21 protein-coding genes are annotated in these 24,869 nt (G+C 70.6%); 17 read left to right on the top strand and 4 right to left on the bottom strand.

Going from position 1 to position 24,869, the window contains the following annotated elements:
* Positions 1-20: 20 nt before the first annotated feature.
* Genes ACILR4_RS20525 through ACILR4_RS20505 form a run of 5 tightly spaced genes read left to right on the top strand, consistent with a single transcriptional unit; the run spans position 21 to position 4,691 of the window.
* Complete coding sequence (locus tag ACILR4_RS20525) at positions 21-809, top strand: FAD binding domain-containing protein (RefSeq protein ID WP_395702736.1); 789 nt, start codon at positions 21-23, stop codon at positions 807-809.
* Positions 806-1,720, top strand: a complete 915-nt coding sequence (locus ACILR4_RS20520; RefSeq protein ID WP_395702735.1) for an AAA family ATPase — start codon at positions 806-808, stop codon at positions 1,718-1,720. Before ACILR4_RS20525 ends, ACILR4_RS20520 begins: the two co-directional genes overlap by 4 nt.
* A 10-nt stretch (positions 1,721-1,730) precedes the next feature.
* Positions 1,731-2,939 (top strand): VWA domain-containing protein, encoded by a 1,209-nt coding sequence (locus ACILR4_RS20515; protein WP_395702734.1) that lies wholly within the window; start codon positions 1,731-1,733, stop codon positions 2,937-2,939.
* Positions 2,940-2,976: 37 nt separating this feature from the next.
* Positions 2,977-3,510, top strand: a complete 534-nt coding sequence (locus tag ACILR4_RS20510) for a CoxG family protein (RefSeq protein WP_395702733.1) — start codon at positions 2,977-2,979, stop codon at positions 3,508-3,510.
* 35 nt (positions 3,511-3,545) lie between these two features.
* Positions 3,546-4,691, top strand: coding sequence for a substrate-binding domain-containing protein (locus ACILR4_RS20505; protein WP_395702732.1), 1,146 nt, complete (start codon positions 3,546-3,548; stop codon positions 4,689-4,691).
* Between the two features lie 11 nt (positions 4,692-4,702).
* Here ACILR4_RS20505 and ACILR4_RS20500 read toward each other — a convergent pair whose 3' ends face one another.
* The 4 genes from ACILR4_RS20500 to ACILR4_RS20485 are packed head-to-tail and all read right to left on the bottom strand — an operon-like array spanning position 4,703 to position 7,298.
* Positions 4,703-5,389, bottom strand: coding sequence for a helix-turn-helix transcriptional regulator (locus ACILR4_RS20500; protein ID WP_395702731.1), 687 nt, complete (start codon positions 5,387-5,389; stop codon positions 4,703-4,705).
* A 3-nt stretch (positions 5,390-5,392) separates the two neighbouring features.
* Entirely contained in the window at positions 5,393-5,896 is a 504-nt protein-coding gene (locus ACILR4_RS20495) for a cupin domain-containing protein (RefSeq protein ID WP_395702730.1), read from the bottom strand.
* Between the two features lie 17 nt (positions 5,897-5,913).
* Positions 5,914-6,303, bottom strand: coding sequence for a VOC family protein (locus tag ACILR4_RS20490; protein ID WP_395702729.1), 390 nt, complete (start codon positions 6,301-6,303; stop codon positions 5,914-5,916).
* Positions 6,304-6,359: 56 nt separating this feature from the next.
* On the bottom strand, positions 6,360-7,298 hold the full coding sequence (locus ACILR4_RS20485) for a LysR substrate-binding domain-containing protein (RefSeq protein ID WP_395702728.1): 939 nt from the start codon (positions 7,296-7,298) through the stop codon (positions 6,360-6,362).
* A gap of 116 nt (positions 7,299-7,414) precedes the next feature.
* Between ACILR4_RS20485 and ACILR4_RS20480 the strand changes: the two genes are divergently transcribed.
* The 12 genes from ACILR4_RS20480 to ACILR4_RS20425 all read left to right on the top strand — a co-directional run.
* Positions 7,415-8,467: a zinc-binding alcohol dehydrogenase family protein gene (locus ACILR4_RS20480; protein WP_395702727.1), complete on the top strand. Its 1,053-nt coding sequence runs from the start codon at positions 7,415-7,417 to the stop codon at positions 8,465-8,467.
* A gap of 63 nt (positions 8,468-8,530) precedes the next feature.
* Complete coding sequence (locus ACILR4_RS20475; protein ID WP_395702726.1) at positions 8,531-9,925, top strand: M16 family metallopeptidase; 1,395 nt, start codon at positions 8,531-8,533, stop codon at positions 9,923-9,925.
* Complete coding sequence (locus ACILR4_RS20470; RefSeq protein ID WP_395702725.1) at positions 9,922-11,388, top strand: M16 family metallopeptidase; 1,467 nt, start codon at positions 9,922-9,924, stop codon at positions 11,386-11,388. The genes ACILR4_RS20475 and ACILR4_RS20470 overlap by 4 nt, the downstream gene beginning before the upstream one ends.
* 25 nt (positions 11,389-11,413) lie before the next feature.
* On the top strand, positions 11,414-12,424 hold the full coding sequence (locus tag ACILR4_RS20465) for a cupin-like domain-containing protein (RefSeq protein ID WP_395702724.1): 1,011 nt from the start codon (positions 11,414-11,416) through the stop codon (positions 12,422-12,424).
* 88 nt (positions 12,425-12,512) lie between these two features.
* Positions 12,513-13,349 carry a zinc-dependent peptidase gene (locus ACILR4_RS20460; RefSeq protein WP_395702723.1) on the top strand — a complete coding sequence of 279 codons (837 nt, stop codon included), beginning with the start codon at positions 12,513-12,515 and terminating at the stop codon, positions 13,347-13,349.
* A gap of 28 nt (positions 13,350-13,377) precedes the next feature.
* Positions 13,378-15,447 (top strand): ATP-dependent DNA helicase RecG, encoded by a 2,070-nt coding sequence (gene recG / locus ACILR4_RS20455; protein WP_395702722.1) that lies wholly within the window; start codon positions 13,378-13,380, stop codon positions 15,445-15,447.
* 50 nt (positions 15,448-15,497) lie between these two features.
* Positions 15,498-16,421, top strand: coding sequence for a LysR substrate-binding domain-containing protein (locus tag ACILR4_RS20450; protein WP_395702721.1), 924 nt, complete (start codon positions 15,498-15,500; stop codon positions 16,419-16,421).
* 95 nt (positions 16,422-16,516) lie between these two features.
* Entirely contained in the window at positions 16,517-20,929 is a 4,413-nt protein-coding gene (locus ACILR4_RS20445) for a pre-peptidase C-terminal domain-containing protein (RefSeq protein ID WP_395702720.1), read from the top strand.
* 10 nt (positions 20,930-20,939) lie between these two features.
* A complete protein-coding gene (locus ACILR4_RS20440) occupies positions 20,940-21,926 on the top strand; it encodes a hypothetical protein (RefSeq protein ID WP_395702719.1) in 987 nt (328 codons plus the stop codon).
* A complete protein-coding gene (locus ACILR4_RS20435; protein ID WP_395702718.1) occupies positions 21,923-22,687 on the top strand; it encodes a GNAT family N-acetyltransferase in 765 nt (254 codons plus the stop codon). Before ACILR4_RS20440 ends, ACILR4_RS20435 begins: the two co-directional genes overlap by 4 nt.
* Before the next feature lie 69 nt (positions 22,688-22,756).
* Positions 22,757-24,481, top strand: coding sequence for a calcium-binding protein (locus ACILR4_RS20430; RefSeq protein WP_395702717.1), 1,725 nt, complete (start codon positions 22,757-22,759; stop codon positions 24,479-24,481).
* Positions 24,482-24,570: 89 nt separating this feature from the next.
* On the top strand, positions 24,571-24,869 hold a 299-nt coding region (locus tag ACILR4_RS20425), incomplete at its 3' end, for a heme-binding beta-barrel domain-containing protein (RefSeq protein WP_395702716.1).

Raw genomic sequence — 24,869 nt, 5'->3', positions numbered from 1 at the left:
AACACGAAGGAGAGAACACCATGCAAGCCTTCGCCTATTCCAATCCCGCCTCGCTGGCCGACGCGGCCGCGCAGGCCGGTGGCGCCAATGCCAAGATCCTGGCCGGTGGCCAATCGCTGCTCGCAGCGATGAAGCTCGGCCTGGCCGCGCCCGATGCGCTGGTCGACCTGGGCGCGATCGCCGAGCTCAAGGGCATCAGCGTCGGTGGCGGTGCCGTGACGATCGGCGCGATGACCACCCACGCCGCGGTGGCCGCCAGTGCCGAGGTCGCCAAGGCCATCCCGGCGCTGGCCGACCTGGCCAGCCACATCGGCGACCGCCAGGTGCGCAACCGCGGCACGCTGGGCGGCAGCCTGGCCAACAACGACCCCGCGGCCTGCTACCCGGCCGCGGTGCTGGGGCTGGGTGCCACGATCAAGACCAACAAGCGCTCGATCGCCGCCGACGACTTCTTCAAGGGCCTGTACGAGACCGCGCTGGCCGAGGGCGAGATCATCACCGCGGTGAGCTTCCCGATCCCCGAGAAGGCGGCCTGGCAGAAGTTCAAGCAGCCGGCCTCGCGCTTCTCGATCGTCGGCGTGTTCGTCAGCAAGGGCACGCAAGGCGTGCGGGTGGCCGTCACCGGCGCCGGCGCCTGCGTGTTCCGCGCCAAGGACCTGGAAGCCAAGCTGAGCGGCAGCTGGTCGGCCGCCGCGCTGAACGGCGCCAAGGTCTCGGCCGACGGGCTGAACAGCGATCTGCACGGTTCGGCCGAGTACCGCGCCGCGCTGATCCCGGTGCTCGCGCAAAGGGCCGTGGCCGCGACGTGACGCAAGCGCTCCCGACCAGCATCGACGACACCCTGGCCCGGCTGCTGGCGCACGATTACGTCGCCGACCGGCAGCTGGCCACCGTGGTGTTCCTGGCGCTGAAGCTGCAGCGCCCGCTGTTCCTCGAAGGCGAGCCCGGCACCGGCAAGACCGAGATCGCGCGCACCTTGAGCGCGATGCTGGAACGGCCGCTGATCCGCCTGCAGTGCTACGAAGGCCTGGACCTGGCCGGCGCCGCCTACGAGTGGAACTACGGCCGGCAGATGATGGAAATCCGCCTAGCCGAGCGCGAGGACGTCGGCCGCGACCAGCTGGGCGCCGAGCTGTTCTCCGAGCGCTTCCTGACCAAGCGCGCGCTGCTGCAGGCCATCGACCCCGCGCAGGCCGTGCCGCCGGTGCTGCTGATCGACGAGCTGGACCGCGCCGACGAGCCCTTCGAGGCCTTCCTGCTCGAAGTGCTGAGCGACTTCCAGATCACGATCCCCGAGCTCGGCACGGTGAAGGCGGCCACGCCGCCGATCGTCGTGCTCACCTCGAACCGCACACGCGAGATCCACGACGCGGTGAAGCGCCGCTGCCTGTACCACTGGGTCGATTTCCCGAACGCCGCGCGCGAGCTGGAGATCCTCAGGCGCCGCGTGCCGAACGCCGGTGCGCAGCTGGCGCAGCAGATCGTCGCCTTCGTGCAGAAGCTGCGCGAGATCGAGCTGTACAAGCTGCCCGGCATTGCCGAGACGCTGGACTGGGCGCGCGCACTGATGGAGCTGGACGCGCTGGTGCTCGACCCCGAGCTGATCCAGCACACGCTGGGTGTGCTGCTGAAGTACCAGGACGACATCGCCAAGGTGCAGGGCTCGGAAGCCGCGCGCCTGCTGGAGCAGGTCCGCCGCGAGGCCCAGACGCCGGTCTGAGCAGCCCACGATGATCCCGGCCCGGCCCACCCCCGGCCACCTGGCCGAGAACGTGATGCACTTCGCCCGCGTGCTGCGCACGGCCGGCATGCCGGTGGGCACCGACCGCGTGCAGCTCGCGCTGCAGGCGCTGCGGGTGGCCGGCTTCGAGACCAAGCGCGACTTCCACGCAGTGCTCAGCGCCTGCCTGCTCGACCGCATCGAGCACCGCGAGCTGTTCGACCAGGCCTTCGTGCTGTTCTGGCGCGACCCCGACCTGATGGGCCGGATGCGCGCGCTGCTGCTGCCCAAGGTGCAGCTGAAGGACGGCGCCACGCCGCCGCCGCCGGAGAACCGCCGCCTGGGCGACGCGCTGTTCCCGCACCAGCCGAACCAGCCGCCGGCCGAGGAGCCGCAGGACCAGGTCGAGATCAACGCCGAGCTGACCTGGAACGACCGCGAGCTGCTGCGCAAGGCCGACTTCGACACGATGACGGCCGACGAATGGCGCGAGGCCCAGCGCCTGCTGGCACAGATGCGGCTGCTCTTCGAGCCGCTGCCCACGCGCCGCAGCCAGCGCGCCGCGCACCCGGGCCGCGCCGACTGGCGCGCCACGCTGCAGGGAATGGCGCGCCACGGCGGCGAGCTGTGGGACATGCGCTGGCGCCGCGCCCGCAGCAAGCCCGCGCCGATGGTGGTGCTGGCCGACATCTCCGGCTCGATGAGCCGCTACTCGCGCATGCTGCTGCATTTCGCGCATGCACTGGGCCATGCCGAGGCACGGGTGGAGAGCTTCGTGTTCGGCACGCGGCTGACGCGCACCACGCGGCTGCTGAAGAGCCGCGACCCCGACATCGCGGTGGCCCAGGTGGTGCGCGCGGTGGAAGACTGGTCCGGCGGCACCCGCATCACCACCAGCCTGCATGAATTCAACCAGCGCTGGGCGCGCCGCGTGCTGTCCAGCCACACCACCGTGCTGCTGATCAGCGACGGCCTGGAGCATGGCGACACGCGCCAGCTGAGCTTCGAGATGGAGCGCCTGCACAAGAGCTGCCGCCGGCTGATCTGGCTGAACCCGCTGCTGCGCTTCGAGCGCTTCGAGCCGCGCGCCGGCGGCATCAAGGCGATGCTGCCGCACGTCGACCGCTTCCTGCCGGCCCACAACCTGCAGAGCCTGGCCGAGCTGGTGACCGTGCTGTCCCAACCCGGCACCGCGCACGAGCGCACGGCCCGCCACTGAATCCCTCTCCCTCCGCTTTCCCTCCGAATCGATCACCATGGAACTCACGCAACAACAATCGCTGCCCGTCGGCCAGGCCCAGGCCTGGGAGGCGCTGAACGACATCACGCTGCTGCAGGCCGCCATCCCCGGCTGCGAAGGCATCACGCCCACCGGCGAGCACCAGTACGAGGTGCTGGTGCTGGCCGCCGTCGGCCCGGTGAAGGCCAAGTTCAAGGGCAAGCTGCAGCTGGAAAACCTGCAGCCGCCGAACTCGTACACCATCCGCTTCGAAGGCCAGGGCGGCCCGGCCGGCCACGGCAAGGGCTCGGCCGACATCCGGCTCGAAGCGGTGAGCGCGCGCGAAACCACGCTGCACTACACCGCCAAGGCCCAGGTCGGCGGCAAGATCGCGCAGATCGGCTCGCGCCTGGTCGACATGGCCGCACAGAAGATGGCCACCGAGTTCTTCGAGAAGTTCAACACCGCGCTGCAGGAGCGCTACCAGGTCGCGCCGGCGCCGGCCCCCGCCGCCCCGCAGGGATTCTTCGCCCGGCTGGTCGCTTTCTTCAAGCGCCTGTTCGGCGGCTGACCCCTCGGCGCCGCTGCGAGGCACACTCGGGCCTCATGAAGGCAAGAGGCGTCCATCTCCAGTACAGCTTCGAGGCGGAAGGCCAGCGCGGCGCGGCGCTGCACAACCCGCTGTTCGACCTGCTCAGCGCCGTGCACGAGCATGGTTCGATCCAGCATGCGGCGAAGGCGCTGGGCGCCTCGTACCGCCACATCTGGGGCGCGCTGAAGCGCTGGGAAGGCGTGATCGGCGAGCCGCTGGTCACCTGGGCCCAGGGCCAGCCGGCGCGCCTGACGCCGTTCGCCGAGCGCCTGCTGTGGGCCGAGACGCGCGCCCGCACGCGGCTCACGCCGCACATCGAGGCGCTGCGCGCAGAGCTCGAACGCGTGCTGGCCGAGGCCCTGGACGGCAGCCAGCATGTGCTCACCGTCTACGCCAGCCACGACCTCGCGCTGCCCAAGCTGCGTGACATCGCCAGCCAGCAGCACGGCCTGCACATCGAGCTGCGCTTTGCCGGCAGCGTCGATGCGCTGCAGGCACTGGCCGCCGGCCGCTGCGGCGTGGCCGGCTTCCATGTGCCGCGCCTGGCGGGCAGCGGTGGCCGCGGCGGTGCGCCGGTGTTCGCCAAGGCGATGAAGCGGCTGCTCAAGCCCGGCCTGCACAAGCTGATCGGCTGCGAGCGCCGCACCCAGGGGCTGATGCTGCACCCGCTGAACCCCTTCCGCCTGCGCGGCCTGCCCGACCTGGCCGGCAGCCAGGCGCGCTTCGTCAATCGCCAGCCCGGCTCGGGCACCCGGCTGCTGATGGACCACCTGCTGGCGGAGCAGGGCCTCGAGGCCGCGTCGATTCGGGGTTATCACGAGCCCCCCGAAGACAGCCATGTCGCGGTGGCCGCCGCCATCGCCAGCGGCGTGGCCGACGTCGGCCCCGGCATCGAATCGGCCGCGCAGCAGTTCGGTCTGGACTTCATCCCGCTGGTCACCGAAGACTACTTCCTCGTCTGCCTGAAAGATGCGCTGGAGCAGCCCGCGGTGCTGAAGCTGCGCCAGGCCCTGGCCAGCCCGGCCTGGGTGCACGCGCTGGCCACCTTGCCGGGCTACCAGCCGGCGCAGGCCGGCGAGGTGCTGTCGCTGACACGGGCCCTGCCGTGGTGGAACTACAAGGTGCCCAAGCACGCCAGCATGGCGGCACAGCAGCGTTGATGCCAGGCTGATCAGCCGTTGTCGGACTCGTAGGCGCGGAACATGTCCGCCAGCGTCTGCCCCGGCGCGTCGCGGAAGCGCTCGTCCAGCACCTGCAACTGCTGGATGCGGTCGACGCGGAAGCTGCGGAAGCCCACGCGGCTTTCGCACCAGGCGGCCAGGGTCCACACCTGGCCCCAGTAGAAGCAGCCCAGCGGGTGCACGGTGCGCTCGCTGTCCGCTTCCTTCAGGTCGCGGTAGTGCAGGCGCAGCTTGTGGCGCGATTCGGTGGCCAGCCGCAGCACTTCCAGCCGGTCGCGCGTGGCTTCGTCGAGCACGCCGGTGGGCGCGTAGACCGCCAGGCTCTCGGCCGCGGCGCGTACCGCGACGGGCAGCACGGACAGGATCTTCGACAGCGCGCCCTCGGCCTGCGTGGCCAGCGCGGTGTCGAGCCGCGGCCGCGCCAGCCGCACCGCGGCGACCAGGGCCTTGGCTTCGTCGGTGGTGAACATCAGCGGCGGCAGGTCGAAGCCGGCGCGCATGCGGTAGCCGACGCCGGCCTCGCCTTCGATCGGCACGCCCTGGGCGACGAGGTCGGCGACATCGCGGTAGACGGTGCGCAGCGAGACCTGCAGCCGCTCGGCCAGGAAGGCGGCGGTGGACAGGCGCCGGCCGCGGATCAGCTGGACCAGCTGGAACAGTCGATCCGCACGCCGCATCCGCTATTCACCGTCCCAGTAGTCCACCGCGCCATTCTCGCGCCCCATGTAGTAGAAGCTGCCGGTGGGCAGGTCGGCATAGACGCCGAGCTTGCCGGAATCGGGGTACTGGCACACCTCCACCGGCGCCTGGGTGCTGATGGCCAGGTAGCGCAGCTCGCGGGTGCCGGTGTTGATCAGCTGGTGCGCGGTGTCCGGCCCGCCCGAGGGGCAGCCGATCACGTCGCCGGCCTTCACCGGATGCACCGCCTCGCCCAGCCGCAGCTGGCCTTCGCCTTCGAGCACGATGAACAGCTCGTCGTCCATGCGGTGGCTGTGGAACGGGAAGGCGCGCATGCGCGGCGGCACCGCCACCACGCTGCAGCCAAGCTGCTTCAGGCCCAGCAGCGGGCCGAGGCGCGCCAGCCGCGCATCGAAGCGTTCGGCGGCCTGGCCCGCGGGCTGGTGGTCCGCCGGGCGCGGCTGCAGGCGCACATCGGCCAGGTTCATCACGGGGGTGGTCGTCATGGTCCTTCCTCCCCGGCTCAGGCCATCGCGGTGCACAGCTCGACCAGCGTGCCATCCGGTGCGCGCACGTAGGCCACGGTCTGGCCCCAGGGCTTGGCGACCGGCTCCGCCAGCAGCGTGGCGCCGGCGGTGATGGCCTTGTCGCAGGCGGCGGCCACGTTGTCGCAGACCAGGCCGACCTCGACGCCCAGCGGCGCGGGACTTGCGTCGGCCGCCACGTAGTCGCGGCCCAGGCTGTCGCGCGCCGTGGCATGCTGCGCGAAGGCCAGCGCGGTGGCGCCGGTGTCGAGCTCGCCATAGGCGCCGCTCGGGTGCAGGAAGCGCCGCTGGAAGCCGAAGGCCTCTTCGAAGAAGCGCAGCGACGCGTCGACGTCGCGCACGTAGACGATGGTGTAGGCGAATTGCATGGGTGTCCTCCGATTTCGAGGCCGCATGCTGCGCCGCCCCTGCTGACAGCGGCGTGTCAGTAGCCGGCCGCCTTGAGCCGCTGCTGCAGGAAGTCGCCCAGCGCTCGCACCCGCGCGCCCAGGTGGCTGCCGCGTGCCAGCGCCAGCAGCAGCGGGTAGGGCGTCGATTCGACATCCGGCAGCACGCGCACCAGGCGGCCTGCCTGCAGGTCGGCGGCGACGTCGATGCGCGACTTCAGCGCGATGCCATGGCCGTCCACCGCCCACTGCCGCGCCAATAGGCCGTTATCGGTGGTGCGACGGATGCGCAGCAGCACCTGCACCGGCCGGCCGCGTTCCAGCAAGGGCCAGTGCCGACCCAGCCGGCTGGCGATGCGCAGGCCGATGCCCTCGTGCTGCGCCAGCTCGGCCGCGCTGCGCGGCACGCCGGCGCGCTGCAGGTACTCCGGCGCGGCGACCAGGATCGCGGTGTTGTCGGCCAGCCGGCGCACGACCTGGCCGGCCTGCGTCGGCTCGCCGTAGCGGATGGCCGCGTCGATCGGCTCGCGCTCCAGGTTGCTGACGCGGTCGCTGACCGACAGCTCCAGCTGCAGCTGCGGATGCAGGCGCATGAACTCGTCCAGCAGCGGCCGGATCAGCTGCGTGCCCAGGTCCACCGAGACGCCCAGCCGCAGCAGGCCGCGCACCTGCGTCAGCGGCGCGTGCAGCTCGCCCAGCGCCTGGTCCAGCAAGCCCAGCGCGTCGCGGCTGCGCGCGAGGAAGGCCTCGCCCTCGGGCGTGGGCTTCAGCGCCCGGCTGCTGCGCGCGAACAGCTTGACGCCCAGCTGCTGCTCCAGCCGGCGGATCGCCGCGGTGGCGGTGGCCGGCAGCAGGTGCTGCTCGCGCGCCGCCGCGGCCACGCCGCCGAGCTCGGCCACGCGCTGCGCCAGCCGCAGCGCCGGCAGCTCCAGCGCCTGCGGGTTGAGCAATGGCGGATGGAGCGACGACGTCGACATGATCCAGACCCCGATCGACAAATGCGGTTTGTCGCTGCCGCAGTCTCGCACGGCTGGTTCCGATCGCGCCGGGCCGGCACAGTGAGCGCATCCACCCCTGCTTCAAGGAGCCCCTCATGAAAGCCGTCGGCTACCACCAGAACCTGCCGCTCAGCGACGAGCGCGCGCTGCTCGACCTCGACCTGCCCGAACCGGTGCCCGGCCCGCTGGACCTGCTGGTGGCGGTGCAGGCGGTGTCGGTGAACCCGGTGGACGTGAAGCTGCGCGCCGGCGTCGCGCCGGAGCCCGGCCAGGCCAAGGTGCTGGGCTGGGATGCCGCCGGCACGGTGCTGGCCGTCGGTGCGCAGGTGCAGGGCTTCGCGGTCGGCAACCGCGTGTTCTACGCCGGTGCGATCCAGCGCCCGGGCAGCAATGCCGAGCGCCAGGTGGTCGATGCGCGCATCGCCGCGAAGATGCCGGCCACGCTGGACTTCGCGCAGGCCGCCGCGCTGCCGCTGACCAGCATCACCGCCTGGGAGCTGCTGTTCGAGCGCCTGGGCGTGCGGCCCGCCACGCAGGCCGGCCGGCCCGAGACCGGTGGCGGCGCCGGCCAGCGCCTGCTGGTGATGGGCGCGGCCGGCGGCGTCGGCTCGATCCTGGTGCAGCTGGCGCGGCAGTACACGCAGCTGGAGATCATCGCCACCGCCTCGCGGCCCGAGACGGTGGACTGGGCGCTCGCGATGGGCGCGCACCATGTCATCGACCACCACCGGCCGCTGGCCGACGAGCTGCAGCGCATCGGCTGCATGGGACCGGCGGGGGGCGTACACCTGGTGGCCAGCCTGACGCACACTGAACAACACTACCCAGCGCTGGTGCAGGCGCTGCTGCCACAGGGCAAGCTGGCGCTGCTGGACGAGCTGAGCCAACCACTGGACGTGATGGCGCTCAAGCGCAAGAGCCTGTCGCTGCACTGGGAGATGATGTTCACGCGCTCGATGTTCGGCACCGCCGACATCGCCGCGCAGGGCGCGCTGCTGGCCGAGGTGGCGCGCGCCATCGACACCGGCGTGCTGCGCCATACGCTGACGCGGCGCTTCGGCCCGATCACCGCCGCGAACCTGAAGCAGGCCCATGCGTGGATCGAGAGCGGCCGCGCCATCGGCAAGGGCGTGCTGGAGGGCTTCTGAATCGGCGCGCGGGTTTCGGCGATGATGGCGGCCTCGCCGTCTTCACAGCCGAGTCCCGCGCCCATGTCCTGGAAACCCAACCGCCGCCACTGCCTAGCGATGGCGCTGGCGGCCTCGGCCGGCGCACTGCCGGTCGGCACGGCCGGCGCCGCCACGCGCGCCGCGCCCACCCTACCGGCCCCGACGCCCGCCCTGAGCCTGCCGCCGATGCCGCTGCGCGAGCGGCGCCTGGCCAACGGGCTGCAGGTCATCAGCGTGGCCGACAAGGCCAGCGCCACCGTCAGCGTGCAGGTCTGGTACCGCGTCGGCGGCAAGGACGATCCGGAAGGCCGCTCGGGCTTCGCGCACCTCTTCGAACACATGATGTTCAAGAGCACCAAGCACATGCCCAACGAGATGTTCGACCGCCTGACCGAGGACGTGGGCGGCAACAACAACGCGTTCACGGCCGAGGACATGACGGGTTACCAGAACGAGATCCCGTCCAACCACCTCGAGCGCCTGTTGTGGGCCGAGGCCGAGCGCATGGCCAACCTCAACGTCGACCAGGCCAACTTCGACAGCGAGCGCGCGGTGGTGCAGGAAGAGCTGCGCCAGCGCGTGCTGGCCGACCCCTATGGCCGGCTGTTCAACGCGCTGCCGGTCGAGAACTTCGCGCTGCACCCGTACCGCCGGCCGGTGGTCGGCAGCATCGAGGACCTGAACGCCGCCACGCTGGACGACGTGCGGCGCTTCCACGACACCTACTACCGGCCCGACAACGCAGTGCTGATCGTCGTCGGCGACTTCGACCCGCCGCAGCTCGACGCCTGGGTCGACCGCTATTTCGGTCCGCTGAAGACGCCGGAAGACGCGATCCCGCGCGTCAACATCGTCGAGCCCGAGCGCGCCAGCGACCGGCGCGTGGCGCTGCAGGGGCCGAACGTGCCGCTGCCCGCGGTGGCGCTGCTGTGGCAGGGCCCGAAGGCCGCGGCTGCCGATGCCGCGGCGCTGCAGGTGGCCGCGGCGCTGCTGGCCGCCGGCGAGTCGTCGCGCCTGAACGAGGCACTGGTCTACCGCGCGCAATCGGCGCAGGCCGCCGGCTTCGCGACCGAGCTGTATGCCGATGCCGGCCTGCTGGCGGCCTACGCCATTGCGGCCAGCGGCCACCCGCTGGCGCAGCTGGAGGCCGCGCTGCTGCAGGAGATCGGCAGGCTGGCGCAGGCCGGCCCGAGCCCGGCCGAGCTGGACAAGGTGCGCACGCAGCTGCTCACGGCCGCGCTGGTCGGCCGCGAGACGCCGCAGGGCAAGGCCGACGCGATCGGCCGTGCGGTGCTGCTGCGCGGCGATGCGCAGGATGCCAACCGCGCGCTCGCGCGGCTGTCCGCGGTGAGCGGCGCCGACGTGCAGCGGGTGCTCAAGCAGATGTTGAAAGGCAGGCGCGTGACGATCGAGTACACCCAGGGAGCCAAGTCATGAGCCGGCACCTGCGGCCGCGGGTGGCGGCCTGGCTAACGTCGATGTTCAGCGGCCTGGCGCTGGCCGCGACGCCCGGCGTCGATGCGCCGCCGCCGCCCCAGACGCCGCGGCCGGTGGTGGTGCCGGCCTTCGAGCAGCAGCAGCTGGCCAACGGCCTGACGCTGGTGGTGGCGCCGCGCCACGAGACGCCGGTGGTCACCCTCTCGGTGCTGGTGCGCGCCGGCCCCGAGTTCGACCCCCCGGGCCGCAGCGGCACGGCCGCGATGACGGCCAGCCTGCTGACCAAGGGCGCGCGCCGCGGCGGCAAGCCGGTGCCGGCCACCGAGATCGCGCGCCAGGCCGAGGCGCTGGGCGGCTCGCTGGACTCCGCCAGCGGCTGGCGCTCGTCGACGCTGACGATGACCGTCACCACGCCCAAGCTCGCCGCCGCCGCCGCGCTGGTGGCCGATGTGGTGCGCCAGCCCATCCTGGCCGCCGCCGAACTGGAACGCGCCCGCGCCCAGGCGCTCGACGGCCTGCGCGTGACGCTGGGCGACCCCGGCGCGGTGGCCGGCATGGTCGCGCGCCGCGCGTTCTGGGGCGACAGTGCGTATGGCGGCATCGCCACGCCGGCCAGCCTGAAGCACATCACCCGCGCCGACGTGCTGGCCTTCCATGCAGCAGCCTATCGGCCCGAACGCACGGTGCTGGTGCTGGCCGGCGACATCGAGCCCGCCCAGGCCCGCCAGCTGGCCGACAAGCTGTTCGGCCGCTGGCGCGGCGCGGCGCGGGCGCATGCCACCGCACGCCCCGACGCGGCCTCGCCGCTGCCCGACCCGCTGGTGCTGGTGGACATGCCCGGCAGCGGCCAGAGCGGTGTCGTGGTCGCAGCACCCTTCGTCGCCGCCGATGCGCCGGACCGGCGCGCCGGCCAGGTGGCCAGCGCAGTGCTGGGTGGCGGCTATTCGGCACGGCTGAACCAGGAGGTGCGCATCAAGCGCGGCCTGAGCTACGGCGCCTTCAGCGAGGCCGAAGCCCACCCGGGCGGCGGCATGGAACAGGCCGCCACGCAGACCAGCCACCCGAATGCCGCGCAGGTGCTGCAGCTGATGCGCGGCGAGATCGAACGCCTGGCCGAAGCGCCACCGCCGGCCGACGAGCTCGCCGCGCGCCAGGCCACGCTGGTCGGCAGCTTCGCGCGCCGGCTGGAGACCACCGGCGGCCTGGCCTCGGTGGTCGTCGCGCAGCTGGTGCAGAACCGGCCGCTGGCCGACCTGCGGTACACGGTCGACGAGATCATGGCGGTGACGCCCGAGCAGGTGCAGACCTTTGCCCGCACGCACTGGCGCGGCCAGGCGCTGCGCGGCGTGATCGCCGGCGACCTCCAAGCCGCCGGCGAGGCGCTGGCCGCGCTGCCGGGCCCGGTGCGGCGCATCGGCGCCGAGGCCATGAACCTCGAGGCCCCGTCGCTGGCCGGCCCATGACGCGGCCAGCGCCCGCGCGCCTGTCATGAGCCCGGCCACCGTGCCGCGGCTGCGCGTGGCCGATGCCGAGGCCTTCGCACGGCAGGTGGTGGCCACGCACCGGCCGGCCGTCATCGAGGCAGCGGTGGCCCACTGGCCCGCGGTGGACGCGGGCCGCCGCAGCGCCCAGGCACTGGCCCAGCTGCTGGCCCGGCTGGACAGCGGCGCGCCGGTCGATGCCGTGATGGTGCCGCCCGGCCGCGGCGGCCGCATCTTCTACGACGACACGCTGGCGGGCTTCAACTTCCTGCGGCGCCAGCTGCCGGTCTCGGCGGTGCTGGAACAGCTGCTGCGCTACAGCCACTTCGACGATCCGCCCGCGGTGGCGGTGCAGAGCGCGCTGATCGCCGATTGCCTGCCCGGCTGGCTGGCCCTGCACCCGCAGCTGCTGCTGCCCGAGGGCGTTGCGCCGCGGCTGTGGCTGGGCAACCGCATCGTCACGCCGGCGCATTTCGACGAATCGCGCAACCTGGCCTGCGTGGTGGCCGGGCGACGCCGCTTCACGCTGTTCCCGCCCGAGTGCATAGTCGACCTGTACGTCGGCCCGCTGGGCCATGCGCCGACCGGCACGCCGATCAGCCTGGTCGACTTCGCGCAGGTCGACGCGCAGCGCTTCCCGCGCTTCGCGAACGCGCTGGCCCAGGCCTGGGTGGCCGATCTGGCGCCGGGCGACGCGCTGTACATCCCGCCGCTGTGGTGGCACCACGTGCAGTCGCTGGACCGCTTCAACCTGATGGTGAACTACTGGTGGCCGGCGGCCGGACCCGAGCCGGGCTCGGCGCTGGATGCGCTGCTGCACGCGGTGCTGGCGCTGCGCCCGTTGCCGGACGAGCAGCGGCGTGCCTGGGCCGCTCTTTTCGAGCATTATGTCTTCGGGCCCGCCGAGGCCGCCACCGCTCACCTGCCGGCCGACCGGCGCGCCTTCCTGGCCGACCTCGATCCCGCGCTGGCGCGGCAGCTGCGCGCCTTCCTGCGCAGCAAGCTCGACGCGGGCTGACAGCGTCTCTTTACAACGCAGGCCTTGAATCCCGCCGCGGCGGATCCATCTGCCGCTGTTCCTGATTCGTGAGCAAGGGGCCAGGCCGATGGCGATGCTGATCCTCGCGGGGCTGGCCCTGCTGCTGGTGGCCTGGTGGGGCACGGCCACCTGGCGCGCCGAGCGCCGCCGCGCGCAGTGGGCCGCGGCGCCGTTCCCGGGCGCCTGGCGCCGCATCCTGCGCCGGCGCGTGCCGCAGGTGGCGCGGCTGCCGGTGCCACTGCAGCTGCGCTTGAAGGGCCTGATCCAGGCCTTCCTCGCCGAGGTGCCGATCATCGGCTGCGGCGGCCTCACCATCACCGACGAGATGCGCGTGACGATTGCCGCACAGGCCTCGCTGCTGCTGCTGGGCCGCGCGGTGAATGCCGCGCCGGCCAGCCACTTCCCGAACCTGCGCCAGGTGCTGCTGTACCCGGGCAGCTTCGTCGTCGACCGGCCCGCCACGCAGGCCGGCGGCGTGCAGCAGGAACAGCGCCGCACCTTGGCCGGCGAATCCTGGCAGCAGGGCCAGGTGATCCTGAGCTGGGAAGCGGTGCGCGACGGTGCCGCCGATCCCGACGACGGGCAGAACGTGGTGCTGCACGAGTTCGCGCACCAGCTCGACCAGGAAACCGGCCCGGCCAACGGCGCCCCGGCCATGCCCGGCCAGGCCCATGCGCGGCAATGGGCCCAGGTGCTGGGCGCGGCCTTTGCCGAGCTGCACCGGCGCCTGGCGCAGGGCATTCCCAGCTGCCTGGGCGCCTACGCCGCCAGCAGCGAGGCCGAGTTCTTCGCGGTGGCCACCGAGGTCTTCTTCGAGCAGCCGCGCGCGCTGCTCGACGAGTACCCGGCGTTGTACCGCGTACTGGCCGGCTACTACGGGCTGCAGCCCGTCCACTGGCAGTAAAACCAGGGCCACGCGGCGCGGCGGCAGAATGCCGCGCATGCCCGCAGCCCCCAGCCCCGCCCCCCAGGCGCCGCGCGAGAAATCCGCGCCGCAGCGGGCGATGGAGAAGCTGGGCCTGAAGCGCGACATCGACCTGGCGCTGCACCTGCCGCTGCGCTACGAGGACGAGACGAAGCTGACGGCGATTGCCGCGCTGCGCGACGGCGAGCCGGCGCAGATCGAAGCGCTGGTGCAGGACGCGCGCATCGAGACCCGCGGCCGCCGCCAGCTGGTGGTGCGCGTGGCCGACGTCAGCGGCGAGCTGCTGCTGCGCTTCCTGCACTTCTACCCCTCGCACCAGAAGGCGCTGAGCCCCGGCGCGCGCGTGCGCGTGCGCGGCGAGGCGCGCGGCGGCTTCTTCGGCCGCGAGATGGTGCACCCGCAGTTCAGGACGGTGGACGAGCACACGCCGCTGGCGGCCGCGCTGACGCCGGTGTACCCCAGCAGCGCGCAGCTGCCGCAGGCCTACCTGCGCAAGGCCGTGGCCGCCGCGCTGGCCCGCGCGCCGCTGCAGGAGCTGCTGCCGCCCGAGGCATTGCCGCCGGGCCTGCCACCGCTGCGCGAGGCGCTGCAATGGCTGCACCATCCGCCACCGAAGGCCGCGCAGGCCGCGCTGGAAGACCGCAGCCACCCGGCCTGGCAACGGCTGAAGTACGAGGAGCTGCTGGCACAGCAGCTCTCGCAGCTGAGCGCGCAGCGCGAACGCGCGCGGCTGAAGGCGCCGATGCTGCGCGGCAAGCCCGGCGGCCTGCACGAGCGCCTGCTGGCAGCGCTGCCCTTCCAGCTGACGCCAGCGCAGCAGCGCGTGGCCGAGGAAATTGCGGCCGACATTGCGCGGCCGCAGCCGATGCACCGGCTGCTGCAGGGCGACGTGGGTGCCGGCAAGACGGTGGTCGCGGCACTGGCCGCCGCCGTGGCCATCGACGCCGGCTGGCAATGCGCGCTGATGGCGCCGACCGAGATCCTGGCCGAGCAGCATTTCGCGAAGCTGGTGCAGTGGCTGGAGCCCTTGGGCATCGGCGTGGCCTGGTTGACCGGCAGCCGCAAGGGCAAGGCGCGGCAGAAGATGCTGGAGCGGGTCGCGTCGGGTGAAGCGGCGCTCGTCGTCGGCACGCATGCCGTCATCCAGGAGGACGTGCACTTTGCGCGTTTGGGACTGGCTGTCATCGACGAGCAGCATCGCTTCGGTGTCGCGCAGCGCCTGGAACTGCGTCGGAAGCTTGCTCTGCAGACCCTGGAGCCGCACCTGCTGATGATGAGCGCGACACCGATCCCGCGCACGCTGGCGATGACCTACTTCGCCGACCTGGACGTCAGCACCATCGACCAGCTGCCACCGGGCCGCACGCCGGTGCTGACCAAGCTTTTCGCCGACAGCCGCCGCGCCGAGGTCATTGCCCGCATCGCCGACGAAGTGGCGCAGGGCCGGCAGGTCTACTGGGTCTGCCCCTTGATCGAAGAGAGCGAGAAGAGCGACCTGCAGAACGCCACCGAGACGCACCAGCGCCTGAGCGCCGCGCTGCCCGGCACCATGGTCGGGCTGCTGCACGGCCGCATGCCGGCGGCCGAGAAGAGCGCGGTGATGTCGCTGTTCAGCGGCGGCACGATGGCGGTGCTGGTGGCCACCACGGTGATCGAGGTCGGCGTCGACGTGCCCAACGCCAGCCTGATGGTGATCGAGCATGCCGAGCGCTTCGGCCTGTCGCAGCTGCACCAGCTGCGCGGCCGCGTCGGCCGCGGCGCGGCCGCCAGCGTCTGCGTGCTGCTGTACGCCACGCCGCTGTCGCCCACCGCGAAGGACCGGCTGCGCGCCATGGCCGAGACGAACGACGGCTTCGAGATCGCGCGCCGCGACCTGGAGATCCGCGGTCCCGGCGAGTTCATGGGCGCGCGCCAGAGTGGCGATGCACTGCTGCGCTTTGCCGACCTGCAGGAAGACGGCGCGCTGCTGCGCTGCGCGCGTGAGGCTGCAGGCCAGCTGCTGCAACACCAACCCGAGATCGCGAAGGCGCATGTCGCGCGCTGGCTTGACACCAAGGCAGACTATCTGAAGGCATGAACCTTGGGCACCCGGCGCGGGCACGCGGCCCGCGCCGATAAACTGCGCACATGACCCTCACCGAGCTGCGCTACATCGTCGCGGTGGCCCGCGAGAAGCACTTTGGCCGCGCGGCCGAAGCCTGCTTCGTCTCGCAGCCCACCTTGTCCGTCGCGATCAAGAAGCTCGAGGAAGAGCTGGATGTGAAGCTGTTCGAGCGCGGTGCCAGCGAAGTGAGCGTCACGCCGCTGGGCGAGGCCATCGTGCGGCAGGCGCAATCGGTGCTCGAACAGGCCGCCTCGATCAAGGAGATCGCCAAGCGCGGCAAGGACCCGCTCAACGGCGCGCTGCGGCTGGGCATTATCTACACCATCGGCCCCTACCTGCTGCCCGAGCTGGTGAAGCAGGTGATCGGGCGCACGCCGCAGATGCCGCTGATGCTGCAGGAGAACTTCACCGTCAAGCTGCTGGACATGCTGCGCACCGGCGAGCTCGACTGCGCGATCATGGCCGAGCCCTTCCCGGACACCGGCCTGGCCATCGCGCCGCTGTACGACGAGCCCTTCGTCGTCGCCGTGCCCAGCCACCACCCGCTGGCCCGCCGCAGCAGCATCAGCGCCGACGAGCTGAAGAAGGAGACGATGCTGCTGCTGGGCACCGGCCACTGCTTCCGCGACCAGGTGCTGGAGGTATGCCCCGAGTTCGCCCGCTTCTCCAGCGACGCCGACGGCATCCGCAAGAGCTTCGAAGGCTCGTCGCTGGAGACCATCAAGCACATGGTCGCCTCGGGCATGGGCGTGACGGTGGTGCCGCAACTGAGCGTGCCGAAGGACCTGCCCGAGCACGTGCGCTACGTCCCGTTCGCCCCGCCGGTGCCCAGCCGCCGCGTGGTGCTGGCCTGGCGCCGCAGCTTCACGCGCTACGAGGCCATCGCCGCGCTGCGCAATGCGGTGTATGCATGCAGGCTCGAGGGTGTCGAGCGGCTGACCGCCTGAGCCCACGCCTCCTCGTTTGTGGGGAGGTGCTTCAGCAGTCTCGTCGTTAGGATCCATTGGCATTCAGCCGATGGCGGCCATCCGCCACCACACCGATGGCCACCTACGCGACCCTGGACTATCTGCCCGACCTGACATCCGCCCAGAAGTCCGGGGCCGGCGTCCTGAGCCTCGGCCCGGCCAGCCCCAACGCGGTCGGCTGGGACTACTCGGCCAATGCCAGCGGACTGGAGCCCTATGCGTTGCTGCATTCGCTCTACCGGTTCACCGCGGTGGAGGGCGCCACCTACGACTTCTTCAGCACCAGCTACTACGACCCCTACCTGCTGCTGCTCTACGACGCGCAGGGCAATGCCATCGTCGCCAATGAAGAGGCGGACGATCCGGCCGACTTCCGGCTGTCCGATGGCGGCCTGTACTCGCAGGACGTGATCTTCAGCTGGCGGGCGCCGTACTCCGGCACCTTCTATGTCGATGGCAGCTGGGCCCAGGGTTCGTACTACAGCTACTACTCGCTGTCGGTCTACGAAGACCGCGACACGGCCGTCTCGGTCAACCATGCGCCGACGGTGGCCGTGCCGATGCCCGATCTGGACTGGAGAGAGGGCGCGCTGCTGTACTACCTGGTGCCGGCCGGTACCTTCGCCGACCCTGACGGCAATGCATTGACGTACTCGGCCAGGCAGGCCAATGGCAGTCCGCTGCCGTCGTGGCTGAGCTTCGATCCGGCGACGCAGAAGTTCCTGGGCACCGCACCAGCCAACTCGGGCGACTTGACGGTGCGGGTGACTGCCACCGACCCCGGCGGCCTGAGCGCCTACGACGACGTGGTGTTCCACACGCCGGCAGGCAGCAGCAACGGCCAGACCATCAACGGCACCGGCAACAACGACACGCTGACCGGCGGCAAGGGCGACGACATCATCTATGGCGGCAAGGGCGACGACCTGTTGACCGGCGGCAGTGGCAACGACAGCCTCTACGGAGAAGACGGCAACGACACCGCGGTGTTCAGCGGCAAGTTCGGCGAATACACCATCACCTTCAACGCCACCGCCAGCACCTACACGGTGACCGACAAGACCAGCGGCCGCGACGGCACCGACACGCTCAGCGGCGTCGAGCTGCTGAAGTTCAGCGACGGCACGCGGCCGGTCGGCGGCGGCACGGAGGGCGGCCTGAACCTGACCGGCACGTCGGGCGCCGACACGCTGAACGGCGGCCCGCTCGACGATCGCATCGACGGCCAGGACGGCGACGACATGCTCAACGGCGGCGCCGGCAACGACACGCTGTACGGTGGCAAGGGCAACGACACCTTCGACTGGGACGGCGACAAGCGCGGCGGCGTCGACCGCTTCGAGGGCGGCGCCGGCAACGACACCTACGTGCTCGACGATCCAGCCGACCAGGTGGTGGAGACCTCGGGCAACGGGCTCGACAAGGTCTGGGTGCCCTTCAGCTACTCGCTCGAAGCCCTGCCCTACGTCGAGAACCTGGCGGGCTTCGGCACCATCGGCCTGACGCTCACCGGCAACGACTACGGCAACCAGATCGGCGGCACCGACGGCGGCAACGACACGCTGCGCGGCGGCAAGGGCGACGACCGGATCGACGGCCGTGGCGGCACCGACACGGCGGTGTTCAGCGGCAAGTTCGCCGACTACACCGTGCGCTACGACACCACCACCGCGAGCTACACCGTAACGGACAAAGTGAGCGACCGCGACGGCAGCGACACGCTCACCGGCGTGGAGTTCTTCAAGTTCGCCGACGGCACCCGGGCCGCCTCGGCCGCCGCCTTCGACACCACGCCGCCCACCGTGGTGAGCTTCGACCCGGCGGACGAGGCGACCAACGTGGCCGTCGGCGCCGACCTGAAGCTGACCTTCAGCGAGAACGTGCAGCGCGGCAGCGGCAGCATCGTGCTGAAGACCGCGGCGGGCGTCGTCGTCGAGACCTACAACGCGGCGAGCAGCGGCAACCTCGTCTTTTCCGGCAGCACGCTGACCGTCAACCCCAGCGCCGACCTGAGCCCGGGCACCGGCTACCGGCTGGAATTCGCCGCCGGCAGCGTGAAGGACCTGGCCGGCAATGGCTTTGCCGGCAGCACCAGCTACAACTTCAGCACCCGCGTCGCCGACGACTTCGCCGCCAACAGCGGCACCAGCGGCAAGGTGGTCGTGGGCCAGGCCAGCCGGGGCAGCATCGAGACGGCGGGCGATGTCGACTGGTTCGCGGTCTCGCTCAGTGCCGGGCAGAGCTACGAATTCAAGCTGGACGGGGTCTCGCTGGTCGACCCGACGCTGTCGCTGTATGCGCCGAACGGCGCGCTGCTGGGCACCGACGACGACAGTGGCACCGGGCTGAATGCGCTGATCAGCTTCAATGCCGGCACGAGCGGCACCTACTACCTCGCGGCGCGAGGCTACAGCACACAGACCGGCACCTACACGCTGAGTGCCAGCGCGCGGCAGCAGGACGACTTCGCGTCGAATGCCTCGACCACCGGCCGCGTGGCACTGGGCGGCAGCAGCAGCGGCAGCATCGAGACGGCGCACGATGTCGACTGGTTCGCCGTCAGCCTCAGCGCCGGCCAGACCTACCGCTTCCAGCTCGCGAGCAACGGACTCGCCGACCCCTTGTTCGCCGTCTTCACCGCGAACGGCGATCTGCTGGCCGCCGATGACGACAGCGGCGGGGGCCTGAACGCCCAGATCCAGTTCACCGCGCCGAGCACCGGCACCTTCTACCTGGCCGCGATGGATGTCGGCAGCGGCACCGGCCGCTACACCGTGGCGGCCCAGGCCCTGGTCAGCGACGACTTCGCCGCCAACAGCAGCACCAGCGGCCGCCTGGCACCCGGCGGCAGCAGCAGCGGCACGGTGGAAACCAGCGGCGACAAGGACTGGTTCGCGATCACGCTCAACGCCGGCCAGACCTACCAGTTCCGGCTGCACGGCGTGACGCTCGGCGACGCCGCACTGACGCTCTACAGCGCCAGCGGCACGTCACTGGCCAGCGACGACAACAGCGGCGGCGGCCTGGATGCCCTGATCAACTACCAGCCCGGCACCAGCGGCACCTACTACCTGTCCGCTGGCGCCGCCGGCACGCAAACCGGCAGCTACAGCCTCAGCGCCGCCAGCGTCGGCAGCGACGACTACGCCGCCGGCAGCGGCACCTCCGGCCGAATCGCGGTCGGCGGCACGGCCACCGGGTCCATCGAGACCGCCAGCGATGCCGACTGGTTCGCGATCACGCTCGCCGCCGGCCAGTCCTACACGTTTGCGCTGGACGGCCTGAGCCTCGGCGACCCGGTGCTCACGCTGTATGGTGCCAACGGCGCCTCGCTGGCCCGCGACGACGACAGCGGCAGCGGCAGCAATGCCTTGCTGAAGTTCACCGCCCCGAGCGCCGGCACCTACTACCTGGCGGCCAGCGCCTACGGCAGCCTGACCGGCAGCTACCGCCTCAGCGCCAGCAGCGGCATCGGCGGCAGCGACGACTACGCCGGCAACACCGGCACGACGGGCAGGCTGGCGGTGGGCGGCTCGACCAGCGGCAATGTCGAGAGCGCGAACGACAGCGACTGGTTCGCGGTCACCCTCAGCGCCGGCCAGCGCTACGAATTCCGCCTCAATGGCAGCGGCCAGAATGATCCGCGCCTCGGGCTGTACTCGACCCAGGGCACGCTGCTGGCCAGCGATGACGACGGTGGCGGCGGCAACAACGCCCTGATCAGCTACCTGGCCCCCGCCAGCGGCACCTACTACCTCGCCGCGCAGATGGCATCGGGCGGTACCGGCGGCTACAGCCTTTCGGCCCAGCAGCGCGGCGGCGATGGCGGCGACGGCAGCTTTTCGATCCGCATCGTCTACAGCGGCGACGCGCGCTTCCAGACCTACTTCGACCAGGCGGCGCAACACTGGTCGCAGATCATCACCGGCGATCTCAGCAACGTCGTCGACCGGCAATACGGCACCATCGACGACCTGCTGATCGAAGCACAGATCAGCAACATCGACGGCGTCGGCAGCATCCTGGGCCAGGCCGGCGCCACCGCCTGGCGCAGCAGCAGCGACAGCGGCCTGGCCTACCGCGGCATGATGCAGTTCGACAGCGCGGACTTGGCCGCGATGGAAGCCGACGGCACGCTGGAGAGCGTGATCCTGCACGAGATGGGCCATGTGCTCGGCATCAACGGCGCGATGTTCCGGCAGAAGGGCCTGATCAGCGGCTCGAACTACATCGGCGCCAACGGTGTCGACGCCTACCGGCAGGTCACCGGCAACCTCGGCCTCACCGCGGTGCCGATCGAAACCGGCGGCGGCAGCGGCACCGCAGGCAGCCACTGGTCGGAGAGCGTGTTCCACACCGAGCTGATGACCGGCTATGCCGAGAACGCGCCACCGATGCCGCTGAGCATCATCACCGTCGGCTGCCTTGAAGACCTGGGCTACCAGGTCAACTACGCGGCCGCCGATCCCTACACCCTGGGCGGCTGAGGACGCGCGCATGGCCATCGTCAGCGGATCACTCGCCAGTGCGTTCGACAACCTGTCGCCAAGCACCGGCTTCGTCTCGTCCACCAGCAGCGAAGGGGTCGCCCTCAGCTTCACGCCCGAAGGCAGCAAGCAGGGTTCGACGCTCAAGCTCTACGGCAGCTTCGACGCACAGGGCAGGCTCGGCCCGCTGAGCAGCGCGGTCTATGTGCTGCCCGATGCCTCTTCGGTCACGCTGTCCTTTCCCGGCGGCAGCACGGTGCCCGAACTGGGGTCGGCCGGGACCACGCTGCGCGTCGACCGGCTGCTCGAATCCCTGCTCGGCGGCGACGACTGGTTCACCCTCGGCGACAAGGCCGACCGCACCCAGGCCGGCAGCGGCAACGACTACATCAACGCCGGCGGCGGCGACGACGTGGTCCAAGGCGGCCCCGGCAACGATTTCATCGCCGGCGGCGCGGGCCTGGACCGCGCGGTCTTCGCCGGCCCGCGCTCGCGCTACGCCGTGGCCGTCGCCACCAACGGCTACAGCATCGCCGACCAGTCGGGCGCGGATGGCACCGACACCGTCAGCAGCGTGGAACGGCTGCAGTTCAACGATCTGCAGGTCGCGCTCGACCTCGACGGCCACGCCGGCCACGCCGGCCAGGTGGCCCGCATCATCGGCGCGGTGTTTGGCGCCAAGGCGGTGGCCAACCGCGACTACGTCGGCATCGGCCTGAAGCTGCTCGACGACGGCATGTCCTACACCGACCTGGCCGCGCTGGCGGTGTCCGTCACCGGCAAGAGCGCGCCGGCCGACGTGGTCAAGCTGCTGTGGGGCAATGTGATCGGCGGCGTGCCCAGCAGCGCGGACGCGCAGCCCTTCGTCGACCTGCTCAAGGGTGGCATGAGCATCGGCCAGCTCGCGGTGCTGGCGGCCGATACCGATCTCAACGCGACGAACATCGACCTCACGGGCCTGGCCAAGACAGGCCTCGAATACCATGCGTCGCCGTGACGCCGCCCCCTGCCTCGCCCGCCGATCAGCTTCGTGCATTGCGCCGCGCCGGCCGCTTTGACGAGGCGCGCAAGTGGATTGCCGCGCGGCTGCGCGAGCGCCCGGATCCGCAACTGCTGCACCTGGGCTGGCAGCACGAACCGTTCTGGTGGCAGCCACTCGAAGGCCCGCGTGTCAGCCTGCACCGGCGCGGGCCGGACGACCTGTCGCTGGTGCGCGCCTGCTGGGCCGATGCCGCCTTCATGGCCAGGTTCAACCGCATGGCCGCGCCGCTGCCGGCGGACGATGACGCGCTGCGTGCGCTGCTGGCGCGCGAGCACGCCACGATCGTCGGCGAGGCGCAGGCCCTGCACTGGACCATCCGCACGCAAGGCCGCGGCGTCGGCTTCGTCAGCATCGCCAACATCACGCTGGGCCACCGGCGCGCCGAGTACCTGATCGGCATCCGCGATCCCGGCTGCAGCCCCTGGGTCGGCCCCGAGGCCTCGCACCTGGCCCTGGGCTTCCTGGCCGAACGCCTGAAGCTCGAACGCCTGACCGCCTACTTCTACCCTGAAAACGGAGCGGCCATCCAGGTGGCGCAGAAACTCGGCTTCGAGATCGAAGGCACGATGCGCGGCTTCCTGCGCGAGCCCGACGGCAAGCGCGGCGACCTGGTCGTCGCCGGGCTGCTGCTGACCCCCGCGTACTTCGAGCGCATGGCCCGCATCCGCCGCAGGCTGCTGGGCGAGACATCCCCACCCGGTTCGCGGGGGGTGTGAGGCGCAAATCCCTCGTTAGCATCGCGTCGCCGGAGGAACGGCGAACGAGATCTCTTAGGGACGGGAAGCATGAGCAGCAGCAAGGCGGCAGGACATGGCGCGACCGGAATAGTCATCATTGCCGACGACACCGACAATAGCTTGGTCGGTGGACAAGGTGACGATCTGCTGTTCGGGCGCGGTGGTGACGATTTTCTGTACGGCGACAAGGGAAACGACACACTGAATGGTGGCGACGGGAACGATCGGACCGCCTTCGACGGTCGCTACGGCGACTACGTCATTACTTTCGACGCAGGCACCGGTCGCTACACGGTGTCGAATGCCAATTTCGGCACCGACACGGTCGTGGGGATCGAGACCTTCATCTTCGATGACGGCACCATCGCTGCGGGCCCGAAGAGTGCCGGTGCCACGTACTACAGCTCACAAACCAGCGCGACCTTGCTTGAAGGTGGTGATGGTGACGACAGCCTTGTCAACGACCAATCTGTACCATGGCGCATTGCGGGCGGCCCTGGAAACGACTTCCTGAGCAGTTGGCAAAGCAGCACGGCCGTGTTCCGCGGCAATGCGGCGGAATACACCATCAGCCGAGACCCGCACACATATCAATTTGTCGTCAGTGACAGCGTTGCCGGGCGCGACGGCACAGACATTCTTGGAAGCAACTTCTCGACGCTTGAATTCGCCGACCGAAGCCTGGCAACTTCCAACCTTGGTAGCTTTTACGGCACTGAGGGCGACGACGTGCTCACAGGCACACTCTCCAATGAGTTCTTCTCCGGCTCCGCCGGCAATGACTCAATAGACGGCGGCGGCGGCATAGACCAGGCTGGCTATCGAGGTCGATACGCCGAGTATGTGATCACATTCGACGCCACATCGGGCACATACACGCTGACGGACAAGGTCAGCGGCCGTGACGGAACCGATACGTTGAGCCATATCGAGAACTTACTGTTCATCGATGCGTTGATTCCGATCGGCGCGAGCCCCGGTGGTCAGGTCTTGTTGGGCACCGACGCATCCGATTTGCTGATCGGCACGCCCGGCAACGACAGCCTGTACGGTGGCAAATATGGCGACGATACATTGACAGGCGGGGCTGGCAATGATGTGCTCAGCGGAGGCATGAGCGCAACGGTCACGGCCGTCTACAGCGGTCCTTTTGCGGACTACGTGATCACCTACGACAGCACGCTGGCACAGTACACGATTACGGACAAGACGAGCGGCCGAGACGGTACGGACACGCTCAAAGCCATCGACTTTCTGAAGTTCGCCGACATCACTCTGCCGATCATGTCCAGCGTCGGGGGGCAGGTGCTCAATGGCACCAACCGTTCGGACGCGCTGACCGGTGGTGCAGGAAATGACAGCCTTTACGGTGCAGGAGGCAATGACAAGCTGACGGCCGGCAACGGAAATGACGTGCTACGCGGCGGCGATGGCGACGATCGGCTCGACGCCGGTAGCGGCGACGATTGGTTGATCGGCAGCGCCGGCAACGACGTGCTGATCGGCAGCGCCGGCAACGACGTGCTGATCGGCCGCGCCGGCAACGACACCGCCGTCTACAGCGGCAACCATGCCGACTACCAGATCGCTTTCAACAGCAGCAACAACACCTACAAGATCACCGACACGGTGGCCGATCGCGACGGCGTCGACACTTTGAGCGGCATCGAGAACCTGCAATTCGCCGACGGCACCTGGCCGGTGGGCCCGACTGCCGGCGCCACCGCGCTGATCGGCGTCGACCCGCTGCACGGCGCGGACATCGTCGCCTGACCGTTCCGGATGGACCGGGCCGCGGCACCTGTGCCGCGGCCGGCGCTATGCTCGCAGGCCATGTGCAGCCCACAGGCCCGAGCCCCGCGATGAGCGACTTCCCGAGCGACATCTACACCGAGCCGTCGAACGTCGACGTGCACACGCTGAACAACCTGGGCCCGCTGGCGCCGATGGCCGGCGTCTGGCAGGGCACGCGCGGGCTGGACGTCAAGCCCAAGGCCGACGGGCCGCGCAAGCAGGCGTATGTCGAGCGCATCGAGCTGCAGCCGATCGACCCGCAGACCAACGGGCCGCAGCTGCTGTACGGGCTGCGCTACCACACGCACGTGACCAAGCCCGACCAGGTGAAGACCTACCACGACCAGGTGGGCTACTGGCTGTGGGA

The sequence above is a fragment of the Aquabacterium sp. genome (assembly GCF_044226965.1).
GTDB lineage: Bacteria > Pseudomonadota > Gammaproteobacteria > Burkholderiales > Burkholderiaceae_C > Pseudaquabacterium.
The sequence above is the reverse complement of the archived record's forward strand: the minus strand, read 5'-3'. Positions and strand labels throughout refer to the sequence as shown.

Excerpts from the sequence above, each read along its gene's own strand:
- ACILR4_RS20490 (WP_395702729.1), bottom strand. The coding sequence starts at position 6,303 with ATGCAATTCGCCTACACCATCGTCTACGTGCGCGACGTCGACGCGTCG.
- ACILR4_RS20500 (WP_395702731.1), bottom strand. The coding sequence starts at position 5,389 with ATGCGGCGTGCGGATCGACTGTTCCAGCTGGTCCAGCTGATCCGCGGC.
- ACILR4_RS20465 (WP_395702724.1), top strand. The coding sequence starts at position 11,414 with ATGAGCCCGGCCACCGTGCCGCGGCTGCGCGTGGCCGATGCCGAGGCC.
- recG (WP_395702722.1), top strand. The coding sequence starts at position 13,378 with ATGCCGCGCATGCCCGCAGCCCCCAGCCCCGCCCCCCAGGCGCCGCGC.
- ACILR4_RS20485 (WP_395702728.1), bottom strand. The coding sequence starts at position 7,298 with ATGTCGACGTCGTCGCTCCATCCGCCATTGCTCAACCCGCAGGCGCTG.
- ACILR4_RS20510 (WP_395702733.1), top strand. The coding sequence starts at position 2,977 with ATGGAACTCACGCAACAACAATCGCTGCCCGTCGGCCAGGCCCAGGCC.
- ACILR4_RS20480 (WP_395702727.1), top strand. The coding sequence starts at position 7,415 with ATGAAAGCCGTCGGCTACCACCAGAACCTGCCGCTCAGCGACGAGCGC.
- ACILR4_RS20445 (WP_395702720.1), top strand. The coding sequence starts at position 16,517 with ATGGCCACCTACGCGACCCTGGACTATCTGCCCGACCTGACATCCGCC.
- ACILR4_RS20450 (WP_395702721.1), top strand. The coding sequence starts at position 15,498 with ATGACCCTCACCGAGCTGCGCTACATCGTCGCGGTGGCCCGCGAGAAG.
- ACILR4_RS20505 (WP_395702732.1), top strand. The coding sequence starts at position 3,546 with ATGAAGGCAAGAGGCGTCCATCTCCAGTACAGCTTCGAGGCGGAAGGC.
- ACILR4_RS20475 (WP_395702726.1), top strand. The coding sequence starts at position 8,531 with ATGTCCTGGAAACCCAACCGCCGCCACTGCCTAGCGATGGCGCTGGCG.
- ACILR4_RS20470 (WP_395702725.1), top strand. The coding sequence starts at position 9,922 with ATGAGCCGGCACCTGCGGCCGCGGGTGGCGGCCTGGCTAACGTCGATG.
- ACILR4_RS20430 (WP_395702717.1), top strand. The coding sequence starts at position 22,757 with ATGAGCAGCAGCAAGGCGGCAGGACATGGCGCGACCGGAATAGTCATC.
- ACILR4_RS20440 (WP_395702719.1), top strand. The coding sequence starts at position 20,940 with ATGGCCATCGTCAGCGGATCACTCGCCAGTGCGTTCGACAACCTGTCG.
- ACILR4_RS20495 (WP_395702730.1), bottom strand. The coding sequence starts at position 5,896 with ATGACGACCACCCCCGTGATGAACCTGGCCGATGTGCGCCTGCAGCCG.
- ACILR4_RS20460 (WP_395702723.1), top strand. The coding sequence starts at position 12,513 with ATGGCGATGCTGATCCTCGCGGGGCTGGCCCTGCTGCTGGTGGCCTGG.
- ACILR4_RS20515 (WP_395702734.1), top strand. The coding sequence starts at position 1,731 with ATGATCCCGGCCCGGCCCACCCCCGGCCACCTGGCCGAGAACGTGATG.
- ACILR4_RS20525 (WP_395702736.1), top strand. The coding sequence starts at position 21 with ATGCAAGCCTTCGCCTATTCCAATCCCGCCTCGCTGGCCGACGCGGCC.